This is a genomic window from Pedobacter chitinilyticus, assembly GCF_003313385.1.
Taxonomy (GTDB): Bacteria; Bacteroidota; Bacteroidia; order Sphingobacteriales; family Sphingobacteriaceae; genus Pedobacter; species Pedobacter chitinilyticus.
In genome coordinates this window covers 1-16,397 of record NZ_QMHN01000009.1, presented here as the reverse complement: position 1 = coordinate 16,397, position 16,397 = coordinate 1, and the positions used below count along the sequence as shown (strand labels likewise).

General features: G+C 38.0%; 15 protein-coding genes. 2 read left to right on the top strand and 13 right to left on the bottom strand.

Annotation, left to right across the window (positions count from 1 at the left end; all coding sequences use genetic code 11):
• Positions 1–23: 23 nt before the first annotated feature.
• A complete protein-coding gene (locus DUT70_RS20705; protein WP_113649286.1) occupies positions 24–2,051 on the bottom strand; it encodes a tetratricopeptide repeat-containing sensor histidine kinase in 2,028 nt (675 codons plus the stop codon).
• Between the two features lie 157 nt (positions 2,052–2,208).
• On the opposite strand from DUT70_RS20705, the gene DUT70_RS20700 reads away from it, so the two are divergent.
• On the top strand, positions 2,209–2,934 hold the full coding sequence (locus tag DUT70_RS20700; RefSeq protein WP_113649285.1) for a LytR/AlgR family response regulator transcription factor: 726 nt from the start codon (positions 2,209–2,211) through the stop codon (positions 2,932–2,934).
• A 61-nt stretch (positions 2,935–2,995) separates the two neighbouring features.
• Here DUT70_RS20700 and rpsJ read toward each other — a convergent pair whose 3' ends face one another.
• From rpsJ to DUT70_RS20675, 5 genes are all read right to left on the bottom strand, one after another.
• A complete protein-coding gene (gene rpsJ, locus DUT70_RS20695; protein WP_084237698.1) occupies positions 2,996–3,301 on the bottom strand; it encodes a 30S ribosomal protein S10 in 306 nt (101 codons plus the stop codon).
• A 113-nt stretch (positions 3,302–3,414) separates the two neighbouring features.
• Entirely contained in the window at positions 3,415–5,529 is a 2,115-nt protein-coding gene (gene fusA / locus DUT70_RS20690; protein ID WP_113649284.1) for an elongation factor G, read from the bottom strand.
• A 104-nt stretch (positions 5,530–5,633) separates the two neighbouring features.
• Positions 5,634–6,101, bottom strand: coding sequence for a 30S ribosomal protein S7 (gene rpsG, locus DUT70_RS20685; protein ID WP_113649283.1), 468 nt, complete (start codon positions 6,099–6,101; stop codon positions 5,634–5,636).
• Positions 6,102–6,117: 16 nt separating this feature from the next.
• Positions 6,118–6,531 (bottom strand): 30S ribosomal protein S12, encoded by a 414-nt coding sequence (gene rpsL, locus DUT70_RS20680; protein WP_113649282.1) that lies wholly within the window; start codon positions 6,529–6,531, stop codon positions 6,118–6,120.
• 372 nt (positions 6,532–6,903) lie between these two features.
• Positions 6,904–7,362, bottom strand: coding sequence for a hypothetical protein (locus DUT70_RS20675; protein ID WP_113649281.1), 459 nt, complete (start codon positions 7,360–7,362; stop codon positions 6,904–6,906).
• A 136-nt stretch (positions 7,363–7,498) separates the two neighbouring features.
• Between DUT70_RS20675 and DUT70_RS20670 the strand changes: the two genes are divergently transcribed.
• The gene (locus tag DUT70_RS20670; RefSeq protein WP_113649280.1) at positions 7,499–8,911 is read left to right on the top strand and encodes a sensor histidine kinase; all 1,413 of its coding nucleotides are present in this window, start codon (positions 7,499–7,501) and stop codon (positions 8,909–8,911) included.
• Here the strand turns inward: DUT70_RS20670 and DUT70_RS20665 are convergent, their stop codons facing one another.
• The 7 genes from DUT70_RS20665 to DUT70_RS20635 all read right to left on the bottom strand — a co-directional run.
• On the bottom strand, positions 8,912–9,094 hold the full coding sequence (locus DUT70_RS20665; protein ID WP_113649279.1) for a hypothetical protein: 183 nt from the start codon (positions 9,092–9,094) through the stop codon (positions 8,912–8,914).
• A 4-nt stretch (positions 9,095–9,098) separates the two neighbouring features.
• Positions 9,099–10,214: an acyloxyacyl hydrolase gene (locus tag DUT70_RS20660; RefSeq protein ID WP_113649278.1), complete on the bottom strand. Its 1,116-nt coding sequence runs from the start codon at positions 10,212–10,214 to the stop codon at positions 9,099–9,101.
• 35 nt (positions 10,215–10,249) lie between these two features.
• On the bottom strand, positions 10,250–10,981 hold the full coding sequence (locus DUT70_RS20655; RefSeq protein ID WP_113649277.1) for a ThuA domain-containing protein: 732 nt from the start codon (positions 10,979–10,981) through the stop codon (positions 10,250–10,252).
• Positions 10,982–10,985: 4 nt separating this feature from the next.
• A complete protein-coding gene (locus DUT70_RS20650) occupies positions 10,986–11,210 on the bottom strand; it encodes a VF530 family protein (protein WP_113649276.1) in 225 nt (74 codons plus the stop codon).
• A 67-nt stretch (positions 11,211–11,277) separates the two neighbouring features.
• The gene (locus tag DUT70_RS20645; protein ID WP_113649275.1) at positions 11,278–14,091 is read right to left on the bottom strand and encodes a TonB-dependent receptor; all 2,814 of its coding nucleotides are present in this window, start codon (positions 14,089–14,091) and stop codon (positions 11,278–11,280) included.
• Positions 14,092–14,235: 144 nt separating this feature from the next.
• Positions 14,236–15,147 carry a glycerophosphodiester phosphodiesterase family protein gene (locus DUT70_RS20640; RefSeq protein ID WP_113649274.1) on the bottom strand — a complete coding sequence of 304 codons (912 nt, stop codon included), beginning with the start codon at positions 15,145–15,147 and terminating at the stop codon, positions 14,236–14,238.
• A gap of 130 nt (positions 15,148–15,277) precedes the next feature.
• On the bottom strand, positions 15,278–16,397 hold a 1,120-nt coding region (locus DUT70_RS20635; RefSeq protein ID WP_162926689.1), incomplete at its 5' end, for a M1 family metallopeptidase.

The window sequence follows — 16,397 nt, the reverse complement described above, 5'->3', positions numbered from 1 at the left end:
ACTGATTGAGTGAGTGAGTTTCCTTATTCAGTTGTTTGAGCAAAAACCTTTGGAAGTTTCAGCACAGCTGTACAGCCTCCAGTTTCGTTTTCAACCAAATGAAAAACTGCTTTGCCATTTTCAATGATATTGTTCACCATCTCCAATCTATCAGAAATAGACTCTAAACCAATTGATTTTTCTTTAAACGGGTTTACTTTCCGTGTGCTTTTTGAAGCTTCCAAGCCAACTCCATTGTCTTCAACAGTAAAAACAAGCTGACCTTCTAATTCCTCAAGTTTAACACGCAAGATTCCATTTTTTTCTTTCAGGTTACGAAGGCCGTGATGAATAGCATTTTCTATGAGGGGCTGAACTAGCATTGGTGGCACCAGTAAAATATTTGAGTGAGTGATATTACTTTCGAAAGAATAAGTAAATTCATCGTTAAAACGCATAGCTTCCAATTCGGCATATAATTTCAATGCCTTCCATTCTTTATCCAGAGCAACCATACTCTGTGTAGAATTCTCCAAAATCAGCCTACTTAAACCCGCGAATTTTTGGATTAACTTGGCGGCCATAGCAGGTTCACTATCCATGATATAATACTCAATACTATTGAGCACATTAAAAATAAAATGGGGATTCATTTGTGACCTTATGGCTTTTAGTTCGCTTTCGCATAACCTGTTAAGATGTTTTAATTCGTTGGCTCTTCGTTCGGCTTCCTGATTTTCCAAGTAATGCTTCAGTTTCAATCCCCTTAAACGAGACCGGAACAAGAAAACACCAATTAACGCTACTAACAATATAGCTGCAATAGCGAAATATAATTTATAAGCTTTAAACTTTAAAGTATTGAGTTCTATTTGTTTGTCCCTCAAATCCACTTCTCTTTGTGCCTCTAAACGAGCTATTTTATTCTTCATTTGTTGAGAATAAAGTGAATCGTTTAATTCGGAGTATTTCTTGAAATTATCGTAAGCATTTTTGAAATTGCCCCGTTGTTCATCCACTTCGGCTAATGTTCCATAAAAATAACTTTCCCAATCTTTACTTTTTGACTGTATAGAAATGCCCAATCCCTTTCTAATGTCCCTTTCGGCAAGGTCTAATAACTGCATTTTATTTTTCGGCAAATCAGGGTTTTTGGTTTTACCTGCTAAACCATCTCTGGCAATATTTAGATAAGTATAACCGATATTGCCCAAATTCATCATCGAGTTGTAGTGTTTTGGATTAATTTCTTCAAATATTTTCTGAGCCTTTAATTGATAGGAAAGTATTTTTTCATAATCTGGCACATATAGAATTGCCATTTCGGAGAGTCCGATGGCCTGTCCAATTTTGTTTCCATGCTCCTGATAAACCTTAACAGATTGCAAATAGTATTTTTCTGCTTCTTTAGGTTTTCCTTCCATAGCGTAATTATTGGCGATAGCACCCAATGTATTCGCTACTTTTTCGTAGTTATTTATCTTTTTATATATTTTAAGTGCCTGTTGTTGGTATTCATGGGCTTTTGCAAAATTGTTTTGCTTAAAATTGACTAATCCCAAGTTGAGCAGACCCGTGGCAATAAGATTATCTTTTTTGCTCAATTCGGCAGCTTTGAAAGACAATAAATAATTCTCCATTGCATCTACCAAATTGCCTTGATTACTATATAAGGTACCAATGTTATTATAAGCTTGTGCTTCGAGCCCTTTATCTTTTATTCTAAGCGCAATATCAAGTGCTTTCTCGTAGTATTCTAAAATACCTGTCTTATCGGCTTTGTGGCTCATGGCCTCGCCCCTACCAATGTAGCAATAGCCTAAACCATATCTCCAATCTAGTTTTCGGGATAGCTTAATACCTTCGTCAAACAAATTAATCGCCTTCTTATAATCATCATACTGATACTCCATGCCTAAAGCATGCAATATTTTTATCCGATTAGTGTCCTGTTTGGCAGTGCGAAGTTTTGCCTCAAGTGAATCAATTGCTTTGCGGCCGCGTTGCTGTGCCGAGGTACATATGCCTAAGAACAGCAAACCAATAATTAAAGATAACTTACTGTTTAACATAGTTTTAATTTTTATCAAATTAAGAAAAATGATTGATTAAACCCATGTTTTATCACTAAATTAGAGTATCCATTGGCTCATTAAAAGCCCCACTATACTCAATCCGACAAAAAGATATGGGAACTAAGGGGATATTTGCTTGCAAACTGAGATGAAAATGACTGCAGTTATATTAGATGATGAAGTACGTGGAAGCAAGCTTCTACAACAAAAACTATCGGCTTATGCTCATCAGCTTGAGGTGGTGGCAATTTACAACGACCCATTAGAGGCCCTTGGGAAAATCAGAGAAATAAATCCCGATGTACTTTTTCTAGATGTTGAAATGCCTGAATTAGATGGCTTTCAATTTTTGGAAAAACTGGGGTCAATCTCTTTTGAAGTCATTTTCGTAACCGCATACAATTCTTACACACTCAATGCATTACGTATAAACGCCTTAGACTACCTTTTAAAACCAGTGGCTGATGATGAGCTTGCCGCAGCTGTAAAACGCCTTACCACGCAGCTATCACAAAAGCAATTCCTAAAAGCAAGTCCAGCTCGCAGACTTCCTTACAATAATAAAGTGGCACTTTCTACTGCCGAAGGTGTTTATTTAATTAAAAAAGAAGATATTATTAGAGTAGAGGCCATGAGTAATTATAGTGTATTTTTTCTCACGGAGAATAAAAAGATAATGGTATCAAAAACCTTAAAAGAATTTGAAGCCATTTTAGATGATGTTTTCTTTTTAAGGGTAAACCGTTCAGCCATCATCAATCTGGAATATGTAACTAAATATCGTAAAGGTGAGGGTGGTACACTTGAGTTAAGTGACGGTTCTGAAATAGAGGTTTCGGCATCAAGAAAAGAATCAGTGTTAGAGAGGCTGTTTGAGTAAGGTAATAAAAAAGCCCCGATTGAAATTCAATCGGGGCTTTTTTATGGTTGTATTCAAATCATTAAACTTTGATTTCTACTTCAACACCGCTAGGTAATTCAAGCTTCATTAAAGCATCAACTGTTTTTGAGTTTGAGCTATAAATATCTAAAAGACGTTTATAAGCACACAATTGAAACTGCTCACGAGCTTTTTTGTTTACGTGTGGTGAACGCAATACAGTGAAAACTTTTTTCTCTGTTGGCAACGGAATAGGTCCGCTAACTACTGCGCCTGTAGGCTTTACAGTTTTTACGATTTTCTCAGCAGATTTATCTACCAAGTTGTAATCGTAAGATTTTAATTTGATTCTAATTCTTTGGCTCATTTTATTTTTAATTATGACCACTTGTTAGAGCTATTAATAACAAGAGTCGGATTTATTTTTAGTATTTAGTAGTTAGACACGATATCCAACTACTAAATACTAATATCTAAATATTAATCTTCAGACTTAACTCTGCCTTTTGATTTAGCAACGATTTCGTCTTGTACGTTTTTAGGCGCAGCTTCGTAGTGGTCAAATTCCATTGTAGAAGTAGCACGACCTGAAGTAATTGTACGTAACTGGGTTACATAACCAAACATTTCAGAAAGTGGTACTAATGCTTTGATTACTTGAGCACCATTACGAGTATCCATACCTTGTAACTGACCACGACGACGGTTCATGTCACCGATTACATCACCCATGTTTTCTTCAGGGGTTAAGATTTCGATTTTCATGATTGGCTCCATCAAAGTAGGTTTACACTTAGGTAACGCCTCACGATATGCCATACGAGCAGCAAGCTCGAATGATAAAGCATCTGAATCGACTGCGTGGAATGAACCATCAATCAAACGTACTTTCATATCAGGAAGTGGGTAACCAGCTAATACACCATTGCTCATTGCAGAAGCAAAACCTTTCTCTACAGAAGGGATAAACTCACGTGGAATTGAACCACCTGTAATTTCGTTTACGAATTGTAAACCACCTTTTTCGAAATCAGAATCAATTGGAGAGATTACCACTTTGATATCCGCGAATTTACCACGACCACCTGATTGTTTTTTGTAAACCTCACGGTGTTCAGTAGTACCAAAAATTGCTTCTTTGTAAGCTACTTGTGGAGCACCTTGGTTAACCTCTACTTTAAACTCACGTTTTAAACGGTCAATTAAGATATCTAAGTGAAGCTCACCCATACCAGAGATTACAGTTTGACCAGTTTCTTGATCAGTCTCTACTCTAAAGGTTGGATCTTCTTCAGCTAATTTACCTAAAGCGATACCTAATTTATCAACGTCAGCTTGAGTTTTAGGCTCAATAGCTAAACCAATAACTGGGTCAGGGAAGTTCATTGATTCCAAAATGATTGGATTTTTCTCTTCGCAAAGGGTATCTCCAGTTTTGATATCTTTAAAGCCTACTACCGCAGCAATATCACCAGCACCTACGTTAGGAATTGGGTTTTGCTTGTTAGCGTGCATTTGGAAGATACGAGAAATACGCTCTTTATTCTCTGAACGAGCATTGTAAACGTAAGAACCAGCTTCTAAGTTACCCGAATAAACACGGATAAAGCATAAACGGCCTACGAATGGGTCAGTAGCAATTTTAAATGCTAATGCAGAAAAAGGCTCTTTAATATCTGGTTTACGAGTTACCTCTTCGCCAGTTTCTGGGTTTGTACCAGTGATCCCTTCAACATCCATTGGCGATGGCAATAATTCCATCACTAGATCCAACATGGTTTGTACACCTTTGTTTTTGAAAGATGAACCACAAACCATAGGAACAATTTTAGCATCTAAAGTAGCTGCACGTAAAGCATCAAGAATTTCACGCTCAGTAATTGAGTTAGGATCTTCGAAGAATTTCTCCATCAAAGTTTCATCATAATCAGCAACAGCTTCTAATAAATTCTCTCTCCATTGTGCAACTTCATCAAGCATATCATCAGGAATTGGCACTTCAGTAAAGGTCATCCCTTTATCATGCTCATTCCAAACAATACCACGGTTGTTGATCAAATCAACTACCCCTTTAAAGCTATCTTCAGCACCGATAGGTAATTGCAATGGCACAGCGTGGCTACCTAACATTTCCTTAACTTGTTTTACAACTTTAAGGAAATCAGCACCAGAACGGTCCATTTTATTTACGAAACCAATACGAGGAACAGCATAGTTATTAGCTAAGCGCCAGTTAGTCTCAGATTGAGGCTCAACACCATCAACAGCTGAGAATAAGAACACTAAACCATCTAATACACGTAATGAACGGTTTACCTCTACGGTAAAATCCACGTGTCCAGGAGTATCAATAACGTTAACTTGGTATTTGTTACCACGATAAGGCCAGAATACAGTTGTAGCAGCAGAGGTGATGGTTATCCCACGTTCAGCTTCCTGTACCATCCAGTCCATGGTAGATGCGCCTTCGTGAACCTCACCAATTTTGTGGTTAACACCAGCGTAATAAAGAATACGCTCGGTAGTTGTAGTCTTACCAGCATCGATGTGAGCAGCGATACCAATATTTCTAGTAAATTTTAAATCTCTTGACATCTTTAAGTATAATGAATGAATGAAAAAATGATTGAATGAGTGAATGTGCTAATGCCTCACCCAAAATTCAATCATTCAATCATTCAAAATTCAATTATTTGTTTTTAGAATCTGAAGTGAGAGAACGCTTTGTTAGCCTCAGCCATTTTGTGCGTATCCTCTTTTTTCTTAACTGCTGCACCTTCACCTTTAGCTGCTGCTACCATTTCGCCAGCTAATTTTTCTTTCATGGTTTTTTCACCACGCTTACGCGAGTAGTTAATTAACCATTTCATACCTAATGCAGTTTTACGCTCTGGACGCACCTCTGTAGGTACTTGGAAGTTTGCACCACCCACACGACGAGATTTAACCTCTACCGCAGGGCTGATGTTTGCTAATGCACGTTTGAAGATCTCTAATCCGTTCTCACCTGATTTTTTCTCAGCTAATTCTACAGCGTCATAAAAAATAGCGTAAGCGATAGATTTTTTACCGTCAAACATCATGTTGTTTACAAATCTTGTAACCTGAACATCGTTAAATTTAGGATCAGGAAGAATAATTCTCTTTTTCGGTTTTGACTTTCTCATTTCTGTTTCCTCCTAATTATTTCTTTTTACCTTTTGCAGGAGCCGCTGCCGGTTGTCCTGGTTTAGGGCGTTTAGTACCATATTTACTACGACGTTGGTTACGACCAGCTACACCTGATGTATCTAATGCACCACGGATGATGTGGTAACGTACACCTGGTAAATCTTTAACACGACCACCACGGATCAAAACGATTGAGTGCTCTTGTAAGTTGTGACCTTCACCTGGAATGTAGGCATTCACCTCTTTACCATTGGTTAAACGTACACGGGCAACTTTACGCATTGCAGAGTTTGGTTTCTTAGGGGTAGTAGTATATACACGTGTACATACGCCTCTTCGCTGTGGACAGCTGTCCAACGCTGGAGATTTACTCTTAAACTCCAGTGCTACTCTACCTTTTCTAACTAATTGTTGAATGGTTGGCATTTCTTGCTTTTTGTTTCTATTATTTTATTTAATTTCCTTGCCGTTAGCAGTTTACAACTAGCCTACATTAAGGGACTGCAAAAGTAGAACAATTTCTTTTAACTATCAATAGGTTACATCAAAAATTTTCTGATTTAAAAATACCTTAACACAAAATTTGCCTGAACTTAAAATATGTACACCTTTTAGGAGAAACGCAATGGCTGTGGTTCTTTTGTTACAACAGCCCGCTTTACGCTACAATCTTTTTGTTTTCCCTACCATAGACCTCGCAGGTTTTGAAAACCTACGAGGTTTCCTCACGTCGTGACAAAAAAACACCCCGCAAAATTACTGCGAGGTGCTCATTAGTTATCAAATGTGTATGTATCGTTAATTACAATCTTTAAAGCTGTCTTTAATTTCTTTCAGCTTTACTACTAATTCTTTTACTGCGCTTGGTGCCTTTCCGTATTCAAAAGTCACTTTTTTAACTTTACCGTTTATTTTCAGGACAATCCACTCCGCACCACCATCGGCACAATCTGGGCAGCCAATTACGGCTGGTAGTTTTTCAAAATCACTTTGTTTCACCAAAGTTTTCAATCCTTCCAGTTGGCCATCGGTCATTTTCTTGGCACAGGTTTTAGTATCGGGCGTAGCACCATTTTTACTCTTATAGAATTTCACTTCATCCTCACCTAGGGAAATGTTACTGATGCAATAATCAACACACATCCCAAAAGAGGTTCCGTATCCTATTTCCTGCACATTAGCATTATTATTCTTTTTACAAGAATTCAAGTTAAAGGTGGTCGCAACCAAACAAAGGAGCGCAAATTTATTTTTCATTTTTTATGCGTTTAAAACAATACGGTTGATTTATCTCAAACGCTACAAAAGATTTACTCAAACTTTAGGAAGCGAAATACTTACTTTTCATATATTTAGATCATAAACCATAAAACCACTCTACTCTCACGCTCAAATGAATGTTGTAGTAAAATCAACCAAACGTATTATATATAACTATGTCATCTGCATATTTATTTCTATTTCACTCATTGTTGGGCTCAATCATTATGGTCTTAAAGCCATAGATGGCATCAGGGCATTTACTTCTGGGGAGTCTGTTTATATGAAAGCCCAGCAGGAAGCGTCAAGACAGCTCACCAATTATGTGTTCACTTCAAACCCCGAGTATTACGCTAATTTCCTGGCGCAGCTTCAAGTACCTATTAATGACAGCTTAGCCAGAATTTCACTAGATAGCAACCAACATCATACCATTGCCAAAAAACATTTGTTGCTTGGCAAAAACATTCCCGAAGACATCGAAAATATCATTTGGGTATATAAAAACTTTAAATCGCTATCTCAGTTTAAAAAGGCTATTGTCATTTGGAAAGCTGCAGACCAGTTGGTCATCGATTTGGAAAATCAGGGCAAAAAAATTGATGAACGTATTAAACGGCATATTGTTCTTAGTTCAACAGAAAAGGAACAATTAGCCCGCAACATTGATAGGACTTGTAGGTTACTGACACAAAAAGGTAACGAGTTTGATGCAACCCTTACCGAAAACTCAAGACTGGTCAACAAAACGATACTTACCATCAATACGTTAATGGCCTTCATCATTTTCATTTGTATTGTGGGTATTTCTGTAAAGTATATTCACAAACTCTCCGTACTTCAAAAGGATACGATGGCGCAAAACAAAGTCCTACTTCAAACTAATGAGGAAATGGATTTATTTACCCATAGTGTATCACATGACCTTAGGTCGCCTATTACTTCACTAATGGGGATTATTGCGTTGGCTGAAGTTGAAGAAGACCCTAAGCAGCGCAGTGAATATTTTTCTTTGATGAGGCGTATCCTCACCAGACAAGACGATTTTATTTTAAAAATCATTCAGTTTTCCAAAAACAAAAGAACTGATTTGCACATTCAGGAAATACACCTGCCTTCTTTTTTTGAGCATCTTGTTCAAGACCTTGAACACAGCGGCGATATTAAGATAGACCTTAAACTTAACGTTGAAGATGCTACTATTTGTATTGATGCCTTTAGGTTAGATATTATTTGCAGGAACCTTATTTCAAATGCCATTAAATATGCCGATCCTGAGAAAGAAGAGGCTTTTATCAGCATTTCCGTAAAGGTTGCACAGGGGATATTAAGTTTAATATTTGAAGATAATGGCATTGGGATCCACCATAAACATCAATCTAAAATATTCAACATGTTTTACGTGACCACGCATCACAATAAGGGTAGTGGTATTGGGCTTTACCTAGTGAAAGAAATGATCAACAAGCTGGATGGAGAAATAAACGTACACTCTTCTAATGGCGAAGGAAGTACATTTTCTATCAAGATACCTACTTTGGCTTAACTATTTTTTAACGGTAATTACTCGACCTGTAACCAATGTAAAACTGTAAATACGGTACAATCCATCATCAGTCATTTCTATACTTTCTACCAAGCCCGTTTTGCTAAAAGTATCGGTCACCAAGTCGCCCTTTTTTATTTCGTTGAGCGTTTCCAATGGTGTTTCTTCTGTCAATCTAATCATTGCTTTATTTGGTGAACATCAATCCAAAACCAACATAGTCCGCATCAGTTTGATGAATATATCCTTTAGCTTGCAAACCCAGCCAATTATTTAATTTATATCTTACTCCTGCAGTCCAGTAAGTTTTAACGGGCAACAAACTATTGTAGTGTATATAGTAGCCATATTTTGCCATCACCGCCAGTTTGCCCATCCATAAATCTGGTCCTATTGCTGCCCCAACACGCCACCTGTCAAACGAAGATGCCTTTGACTGAAAAGTTTCTAAATTCCGATTAGGGTCATAAATCGTAAAGTAATAAATCGCATCGATACCAGCACCTAAAGCCAAGTAAGAATTTAAACGGTAATTATAGCCACCATAAAGCCCTGTTTTATACAAACCATCTCTACTTTGATATACACCTCGCCTACCCACATTGATACCTAATTCAAAGCTGTGTTTTTTGTAATTTTCACTTTCAAAAGAGGATGGTTTTACTTCCATATTATCATTTAACGCCCTAATTACGCTTAAACCAACGCTAACCATGTTTAATCCATTATTTGGAACACGGGTGCCCCCGTTAGAATAATGCAATATATCAAGATTAGCAGAAACTGCTGTTTTTTCATTCAGAGGGACACTCGCTTTTAGCCCTGCTTTCAGTCCTAAATTAAGTCGACTACCAACTATAGGATTTTGATTGCTAAACCAAGACTCGCCAGCATACAATATTCCTAAGCCAGGTGTAAATGCCAGTTCTACTTTGTTTACATTGAGGATGGGAAAAGTAAGGCCCCCCAACAAGCTGTAGGTATCGCCAAATTCACCTTTTTGCGGAGCAGCAATTCGGGTAACATTAGCCATCCGCTTATAGTTAAAAATAAGGTCAATACTTTTGATGCCCAAATCATTCGACCACTTTTTGGGGTTCCTGTTCACATTGTAATGATAAATTAACTCACCACCATAGGCAGTGCCTTGTAGAAAATTCTTATCGGCGCTAAAATTATCGATTGATCGCTGCAAATTCAATTCTAGACTATGCGCATTATGCTGAGCATAAACAGCAGATGCTGTACTGATAAAAACAAATAGAATAAGTGATTTGACAAAGGCAAAAGAACGGGCAGGCATTATTTAAACGGTTTGATATCCTTCAAAAATATAAATTATTTGCGCATGGTCCACTTAATCCCCATTAAAAGTTGCTGTAAAAATAACTGATCGGTATAAGCTTCTGCGGTATGGCCAAGCCCCGTGTAAAATACCCTACCTCCTTCAAATTCATGGGACCAAACGATGGGATGAAAATCACCCATTTTTCCACCTTTGTAAGAACTTTCATCTACCCTTACCAGTACTTTCACTTTAGGGTTAAATGATTTGAAATTATACCACTCATCAGTATGCAGCCAGCTTTCGGGCATTCCCTTCATTAATTTATCTTTAGGTTTCACGGCAATCAATTTAGCTTGTTGCACCTTTGGGTGATCCGTAAAAAAAGCACCTATCATTTTTCCATACCACTCCCACTCAAAGCAAAAATCCGTAGCGGCATGTATGCCAACCAAGCCCCCGCCTTTATTGATATAGCTTTTAAGTGCTTGCTTTTGCACTTCCGTAAAAACATTTGAGCCGGTTGGATTTAAAAAAATCAATGTTTTATATTTCGACAGGTTTTCCAAGGTGAAGCTGTTTACACTTTCTGTAGTATCCACTTCAAAACCATTATTTGCCCCAAGGGTTTTAATGGCTGCAATTCCTTCCTTAATGGATTTGTGGCGAAAGCTGGTGGTCAATGAAAAGACAAGTACCCGATCTTCTTTTTTGCTTTTAGCGTAAAGTTCCTTTGGCTGAAAAAATAAGGTGATCGCTACCAATGCAGCAAGTACAAATTTCATGTGCTTAGTTTTTAAAAGTGTCTAGATAAAGTTGTTCCACTTGTTGTCGGGCCCATTCTTGTTTACGCAAAAACTTTAGACTGGATTTAACACTAGGATCTTTAATGAAGCAATTGAACCGTAAAAGATAACCAAGCTCCGCCCAACCATAATGTTCGCTTAAGCGGGTAACGATGTGCTCTAGCGTTTTGCCATGCAATGGATTATTCTTTTGTTCAGATTGGCTCATGCACAAAGTTAAAAGGATTGGCCTAAATGCAAAGCTGCTTGACCAATCCTTTTTTACGGCATGTATTTTATCCCACTGTATTTCGAGGATTTGAACGGGTATTGGTGGCACCCGCTCTGGATATTTTATAATTTAACGACAGGTAAAAGTAGCGGGTAACGGTATTGAAACGAACGTCTTCCATACGGCTTGCATTTACGGTTCTGTCAATGTTTGTATTTTGGTTTAAGATATCAAAACCCCTAATGGCCAAAGTAATTTTACGCTTCATTAAGTATTGTTCCAACCCTGCATTTAACAAAAAGACATTGTTATTAAAACCATCGGCCCTGCCTGCGGTACCATTATGCTGCAGCTCGGCATTGATACGCATGTTTTTCACAAATTCCCAACTTAAACTGGCACTATTGAAAAAGCTAAAATATTTGTTATCAATTGCTGCAGGTTGTGAGTTGTTCACTTTACTGTATTGTACACCCAAATAGATGCCTGTGTTCAATTTGTCGTCTATATCATAACTGAAATTGGTATTTGGCCCAATGTTATATCTATTGGTTACATTTTTCTCTTCACTGATAAACGAAGAGGTATGCGACATAAATAGGTTTAGTCCGTAGCCCATTCTTAGCCCCTTAATTTTTGTAGGTTGTCCAAAGAAAGTTCCTGTCCTGATAAAATAGTTCCCATCTACATTTCTAGGTTGTACATACTGCACGCCATTTACATAACTTACATTGTTACCAATATCATCAAAAGCATAATTGATCAAGAAATATCCATTCCAATATTTATTATTATCGGCACTAAATGTATTGAAATTGATGGCCATGCGATGATTTTTAACGGCCTCTAAATTGGGATTACCCGTTCTTTGATACAGCGGATTGGTATTGTTTTGTATAGGTTGCAAATCGTTCACCGATGGTAGATTTACCGATGAATTATAATTTAGCTGTATGGTATGATTGGCTTTGTTCTTGAAATTGATGGAGAATCTTGGTAAGATATTATAATACTTTCGATCGAGATGATCGGTATTTACACCTGCACTATTAAAAGTGGTCGCATCTAAACCTGTTTGCTGCAATCCAAACCCAAAATTATACGTCCATTGTGTGCGCGTATGGATCATTCCAAATCGAGCTGCCTGTAACCAGTTTTTATTATCAATACTATTGGATAAATCAGCGACCACAGTTTCATACCTATCTGTTGCGGCGTTATAATCCAAGGTGAATTGTTGGGCATCTACCCTACTTTGGTTATAGATATAGCCTGCATTGGCACTCCATTTTTTATTCAACTGACGCATGTAATTAATGTTAGCGGTATAAGTTTTAGCTACATTTTCTTGATCGGCCTGTTGGTTGAGTTTCGTAGCAATTGGCGCACCACTGGTATAATCATTAATCAATGATCTATTGATCCAATTTGCATTGTAGGTATTTTGAGTTCCATTTAACCTTAACGAAATAGATCCTTTGCCAAAACGGCGCAATACCGAAAACTCTCCAAAAAGTGCAGGCGTATTATTTTTTTGGTTGAAATACTGGTTGCCATCGTTGCTTTTTCCAGCGGCATCAAATGCGGACCTGAAATCTCTGTTGTTGATGTTGGTGGTGTAGTTGAGAATAACATTTGGCCTGAATGTAATATCCGTCAGCGAATCAGGGTGATATTCCAACTTAAAGTTAAAACGATGAGCCTGATTATCCGAGTTACGATTGGAAACTTCCGAAGTTCGCAACACATCATCCTGATTAATATCCTGAATGCTAGAGAACCTATTGCCTATGCCTTTCGAGAAATAGGTAAAGTAACTGCCGCTAATGGCCAATTTATTATTTTTCCCCCAGCTATTACTGTAATTAAGGCCGCCGCTATGAGTGGTTACTTCTCCTATGGCACTGTTATCAAACACCCCAGAACCACCAATAGTGGTACGGCCATTATTTACATTGATGGAAAAGCTTCCGCCCGCAGGTGGCGCAAAAATATTTCCAATGTTTCCTCCTGTAAAGCTGTTAAGGTCTTCAAATTGAAAACTTGAATTGCTCACATTATTACTCATTCCCAGCACCGCAAACTGTAAGTTTTTATTGAAATGATTGGCGCTCAAATAGCCATTATATCTATCTGTAGTACCTCCATATAAATTCGCATTCCCAAACCAACCTCTCTTTTTATCTTCCTTAATGGTAAGGTTTAGTACTTTTTCGCGTTGTCCATCATCTATGCCAGTTGCTTTAGCTTCCTGAGTTTTACTATCAATCACCTGCACTTTGGCAATGGCATCTGCAGGTAGGTTTTTAGTAGCCGTTTTAGGATCCGTACCAAAAAAGTCCTTTCCATCAACCGTTAACCTAGAAACCTTTTGTCCCTGTACCAAAATATTACCGTCTCTATCTATTTCTACCCCAGGCAACTTTTTTAGCAGTTCTTCAACAGCCGCGTTAGGTTGGGTTTTAAATGCTCCCGCATTATATTCGATCGTATCTGTTTTAACTTTTACATTGGCCTGTTGACCAGTAACGTTCACCTCCTTTAAAGACAAGGCATCTTCGCTCATGGTTAAGGTTCCCAAATCCAAATCCTTAGCTCCAATTTCAACGGACTTAACAATTGCTTTATAGCCCAAGGCTGATATTTTCAACAAGTACTTACCATTCTTCAAGTCCTTCAACAAAAAGTCGCCGTTATGGCTGGTTAATGCACCGTTTCTTTTGGTCGAATCTGACTGCTCGGTTAATAGTACTGCGGCATAGCCAATGGGCTCATTGTTAGCAGCAGATAAAACTTTACCGCTTAAGCGATGGTTTTGTGCGAAGACTTTCGTAGTTAGTAGGCAGCAGAGGATAAAAAATAATACGCTCTTTTTCATTAAAGTTTAAAGTTGTTTTGGTTTATAAAACTATATGGAATATAACTTCAACAACAAGACGCAGAACTAAATAAAATGTGACAGTTTTTGAAAATAAATTTCAAAAACTGTCACATCCAAAAATTATAGCCTGTAAAAAACGTTTTAACGATGTAATTTATTTTTTCTGAGGTACTGAAGCAATTCTTGTGGCCTATCAGTTTGAATCATATTTACGCCTTTGGCAATGATCCAATCCCAACTGTCCTTCAAATTTCCTTCTTCAACTGCTAAGTCATCATGGTGACTGGCATTTAAGCTTGGCCACAAAGTATTTACCCACACTCTAGAACCTGTGTTTTTGATTTGGCTAAACTGGTTGATGATTTTCGAGGTATCACTATTAAACACGAGTTCAAATGCTACGGGTTTCATTTTAGCGGTATAATCGCTAATTATGGTAGCAGCATCAGGCTTATCTAAATTTACTACTGGCATAAAAACTACTTGATTGAAAAAAGCTTTACCTTTTTCTGAGGTCACCTTTTCATAATCACCACCGCTTTTAACTACGGTCTGCTTTAAGGTTCCTGTGCGTTCCAATATTTTGTAAACCTCATCAAAGTGATTATAGCCTTTATCAATGTTTACGAAAATTCTACCTTTTGCTACCAACATGGCTTCTTCTAAAGTAGGTATCCTGTGATGGGTTTCTATCCCGATACCGCTTTTGAGGTACAATTTCTTAATTTCTTCCAAAGTAAAATCGGACACATTGCCTTTTCCATTGGTGGTACGATTTAAGGTTTTGTCGTGCATCAAAACTAACTGTCCGTCTTTGGTTTTTTGGATATCAATCTCCACCATATCAGCTCCCATTTTTATGGTATTTTCAATGGCCCTGATAGAGTTTTCGGGCGCATTTCTCCAATCGCCTCTATGTACGATCACTAACACTTCCTTACTTTTAGGTTCAAAAAGCAATTTCGAAATCGTTTCTATTTCATTACTTATTTGTTGGGCATAGCAAAACTGACTTGCCAACAGCGTTAAAATGCCAATAATTTTAATTCTCATCTCTTTTTATTCGTGGATGCAATACTAAACAAATCTAATCAAGTTCAATAGCAATGATGGTTATGAAATCTTTAACAAAAAAAATCCCGTAAGTAAACTCACGGGATTTAAATATGATTGTTTTGCGGTATTAATTACCTGCAGTCCATTTGTTATTTTCAAAGTTGCTGTCTGGCAAAACCTGCTGAGGATCCAATACCACCTCAACCAATTCTTCGGTAGTTGGGTATCTCACGATCCAGCTGGTGTTTCTCATCCAGACATCTACAGGAACCTTTACGATATCGGTTTTCCCGCTTTTGGTTTTAATCCCCAAAATGATTGGCATTGGCATTTTTTCCAGGTTATCTACCTTAATGGTGTAACCCCTAAAGCTGCTACTATTCACTTGTCTTACTTCGGCTATGCCCTGGTCCATTTTCCAGTTATTAAGGAACCAACTTCTCCAGAACCAGCTCAGGTCTTCGCCAGCTGCGTTTTCCATGGTACGGAAAAAGTCAGAAGGCATTGGATGCTTATAGGCCCAGTTGTGGATGTATTGTCTGAATGCGTAATCAAAACGTTCTTTGCCCAAAATTTGGTCTCTAAGAATATGTAATGCCCAGCTTGGTTTTAAATAAAGGTTAAATCCAATATTGTTTTCTGCCATTCCATCGGGCATTACCATTATGTTTTCAAAATATGGATTTCCTATCACACCAACGCCTATTCCATGCATGTTCACAGGCTGCGGCTTATACTCACCATTGTTAAACTCGGTGCTCGAAAGGTCGTTGATAAATGTATTGAAGCCTTCGTCCATCCATCCAAACTTACGCTCGTTTGATCCCACAATCATTGGGAACCAATTGTGTCCAAACTCATGGTCAATTACTTCCCAAGCATCACCCTTTTTAGCTTTCCATCCGCAAAAAACGATACCAGGATATTCCATTCCAGCAATATTGGCAGCCACATTTACCGCCATTGGATATGGATATTCGTACCACATTTTTGAATAGTGTTCAATAGAGGCCTTTACATATTCAACGCCCCTGCCGTAACCATCAGCTCCGTTGCTTTCCACTGGGTGAGCCGAAACGGCCAGCGATTTTTTGCCACTGGGCAGGTTAATCCTTGCCGCATCCAGCACAAATGCTTTTGATGAGGCCCAGGCGGCATCACGGGTATTGGTCATTTTAAACTTCCAGGTCAATTTATCTTTTGCTGGACGGGATTTAGGATCTGTTACCTCTGCTTCCGAACGGATA

Coding starts and splice junctions, on each gene's coding strand:
- rpsJ (WP_084237698.1), bottom strand. CDS start 3,301: ATGAGCCAAAGAATTAGAATCAAATTAAAATCTTACGATTACAACTTG.
- fusA (WP_113649284.1), bottom strand. CDS start 5,529: ATGTCAAGAGATTTAAAATTTACTAGAAATATTGGTATCGCTGCTCAC.
- DUT70_RS20645 (WP_113649275.1), bottom strand. CDS start 14,091: ATGAAAAAGAGCGTATTATTTTTTATCCTCTGCTGCCTACTAACTACG.
- rpsL (WP_113649282.1), bottom strand. CDS start 6,531: ATGCCAACCATTCAACAATTAGTTAGAAAAGGTAGAGTAGCACTGGAG.
- DUT70_RS20640 (WP_113649274.1), bottom strand. CDS start 15,147: ATGAGAATTAAAATTATTGGCATTTTAACGCTGTTGGCAAGTCAGTTT.
- DUT70_RS20700 (WP_113649285.1), top strand. CDS start 2,209: ATGACTGCAGTTATATTAGATGATGAAGTACGTGGAAGCAAGCTTCTA.
- rpsG (WP_113649283.1), bottom strand. CDS start 6,101: ATGAGAAAGTCAAAACCGAAAAAGAGAATTATTCTTCCTGATCCTAAA.
- DUT70_RS20675 (WP_113649281.1), bottom strand. CDS start 7,362: ATGAAAAATAAATTTGCGCTCCTTTGTTTGGTTGCGACCACCTTTAAC.
- DUT70_RS20670 (WP_113649280.1), top strand. CDS start 7,499: ATGAATGTTGTAGTAAAATCAACCAAACGTATTATATATAACTATGTC.
- DUT70_RS20650 (WP_113649276.1), bottom strand. CDS start 11,210: ATGAGCCAATCTGAACAAAAGAATAATCCATTGCATGGCAAAACGCTA.
- DUT70_RS20660 (WP_113649278.1), bottom strand. CDS start 10,214: ATGCCTGCCCGTTCTTTTGCCTTTGTCAAATCACTTATTCTATTTGTT.
- DUT70_RS20655 (WP_113649277.1), bottom strand. CDS start 10,981: ATGAAATTTGTACTTGCTGCATTGGTAGCGATCACCTTATTTTTTCAG.
- DUT70_RS20665 (WP_113649279.1), bottom strand. CDS start 9,094: ATGATTAGATTGACAGAAGAAACACCATTGGAAACGCTCAACGAAATA.
- DUT70_RS20705 (WP_113649286.1), bottom strand. CDS start 2,051: ATGTTAAACAGTAAGTTATCTTTAATTATTGGTTTGCTGTTCTTAGGC.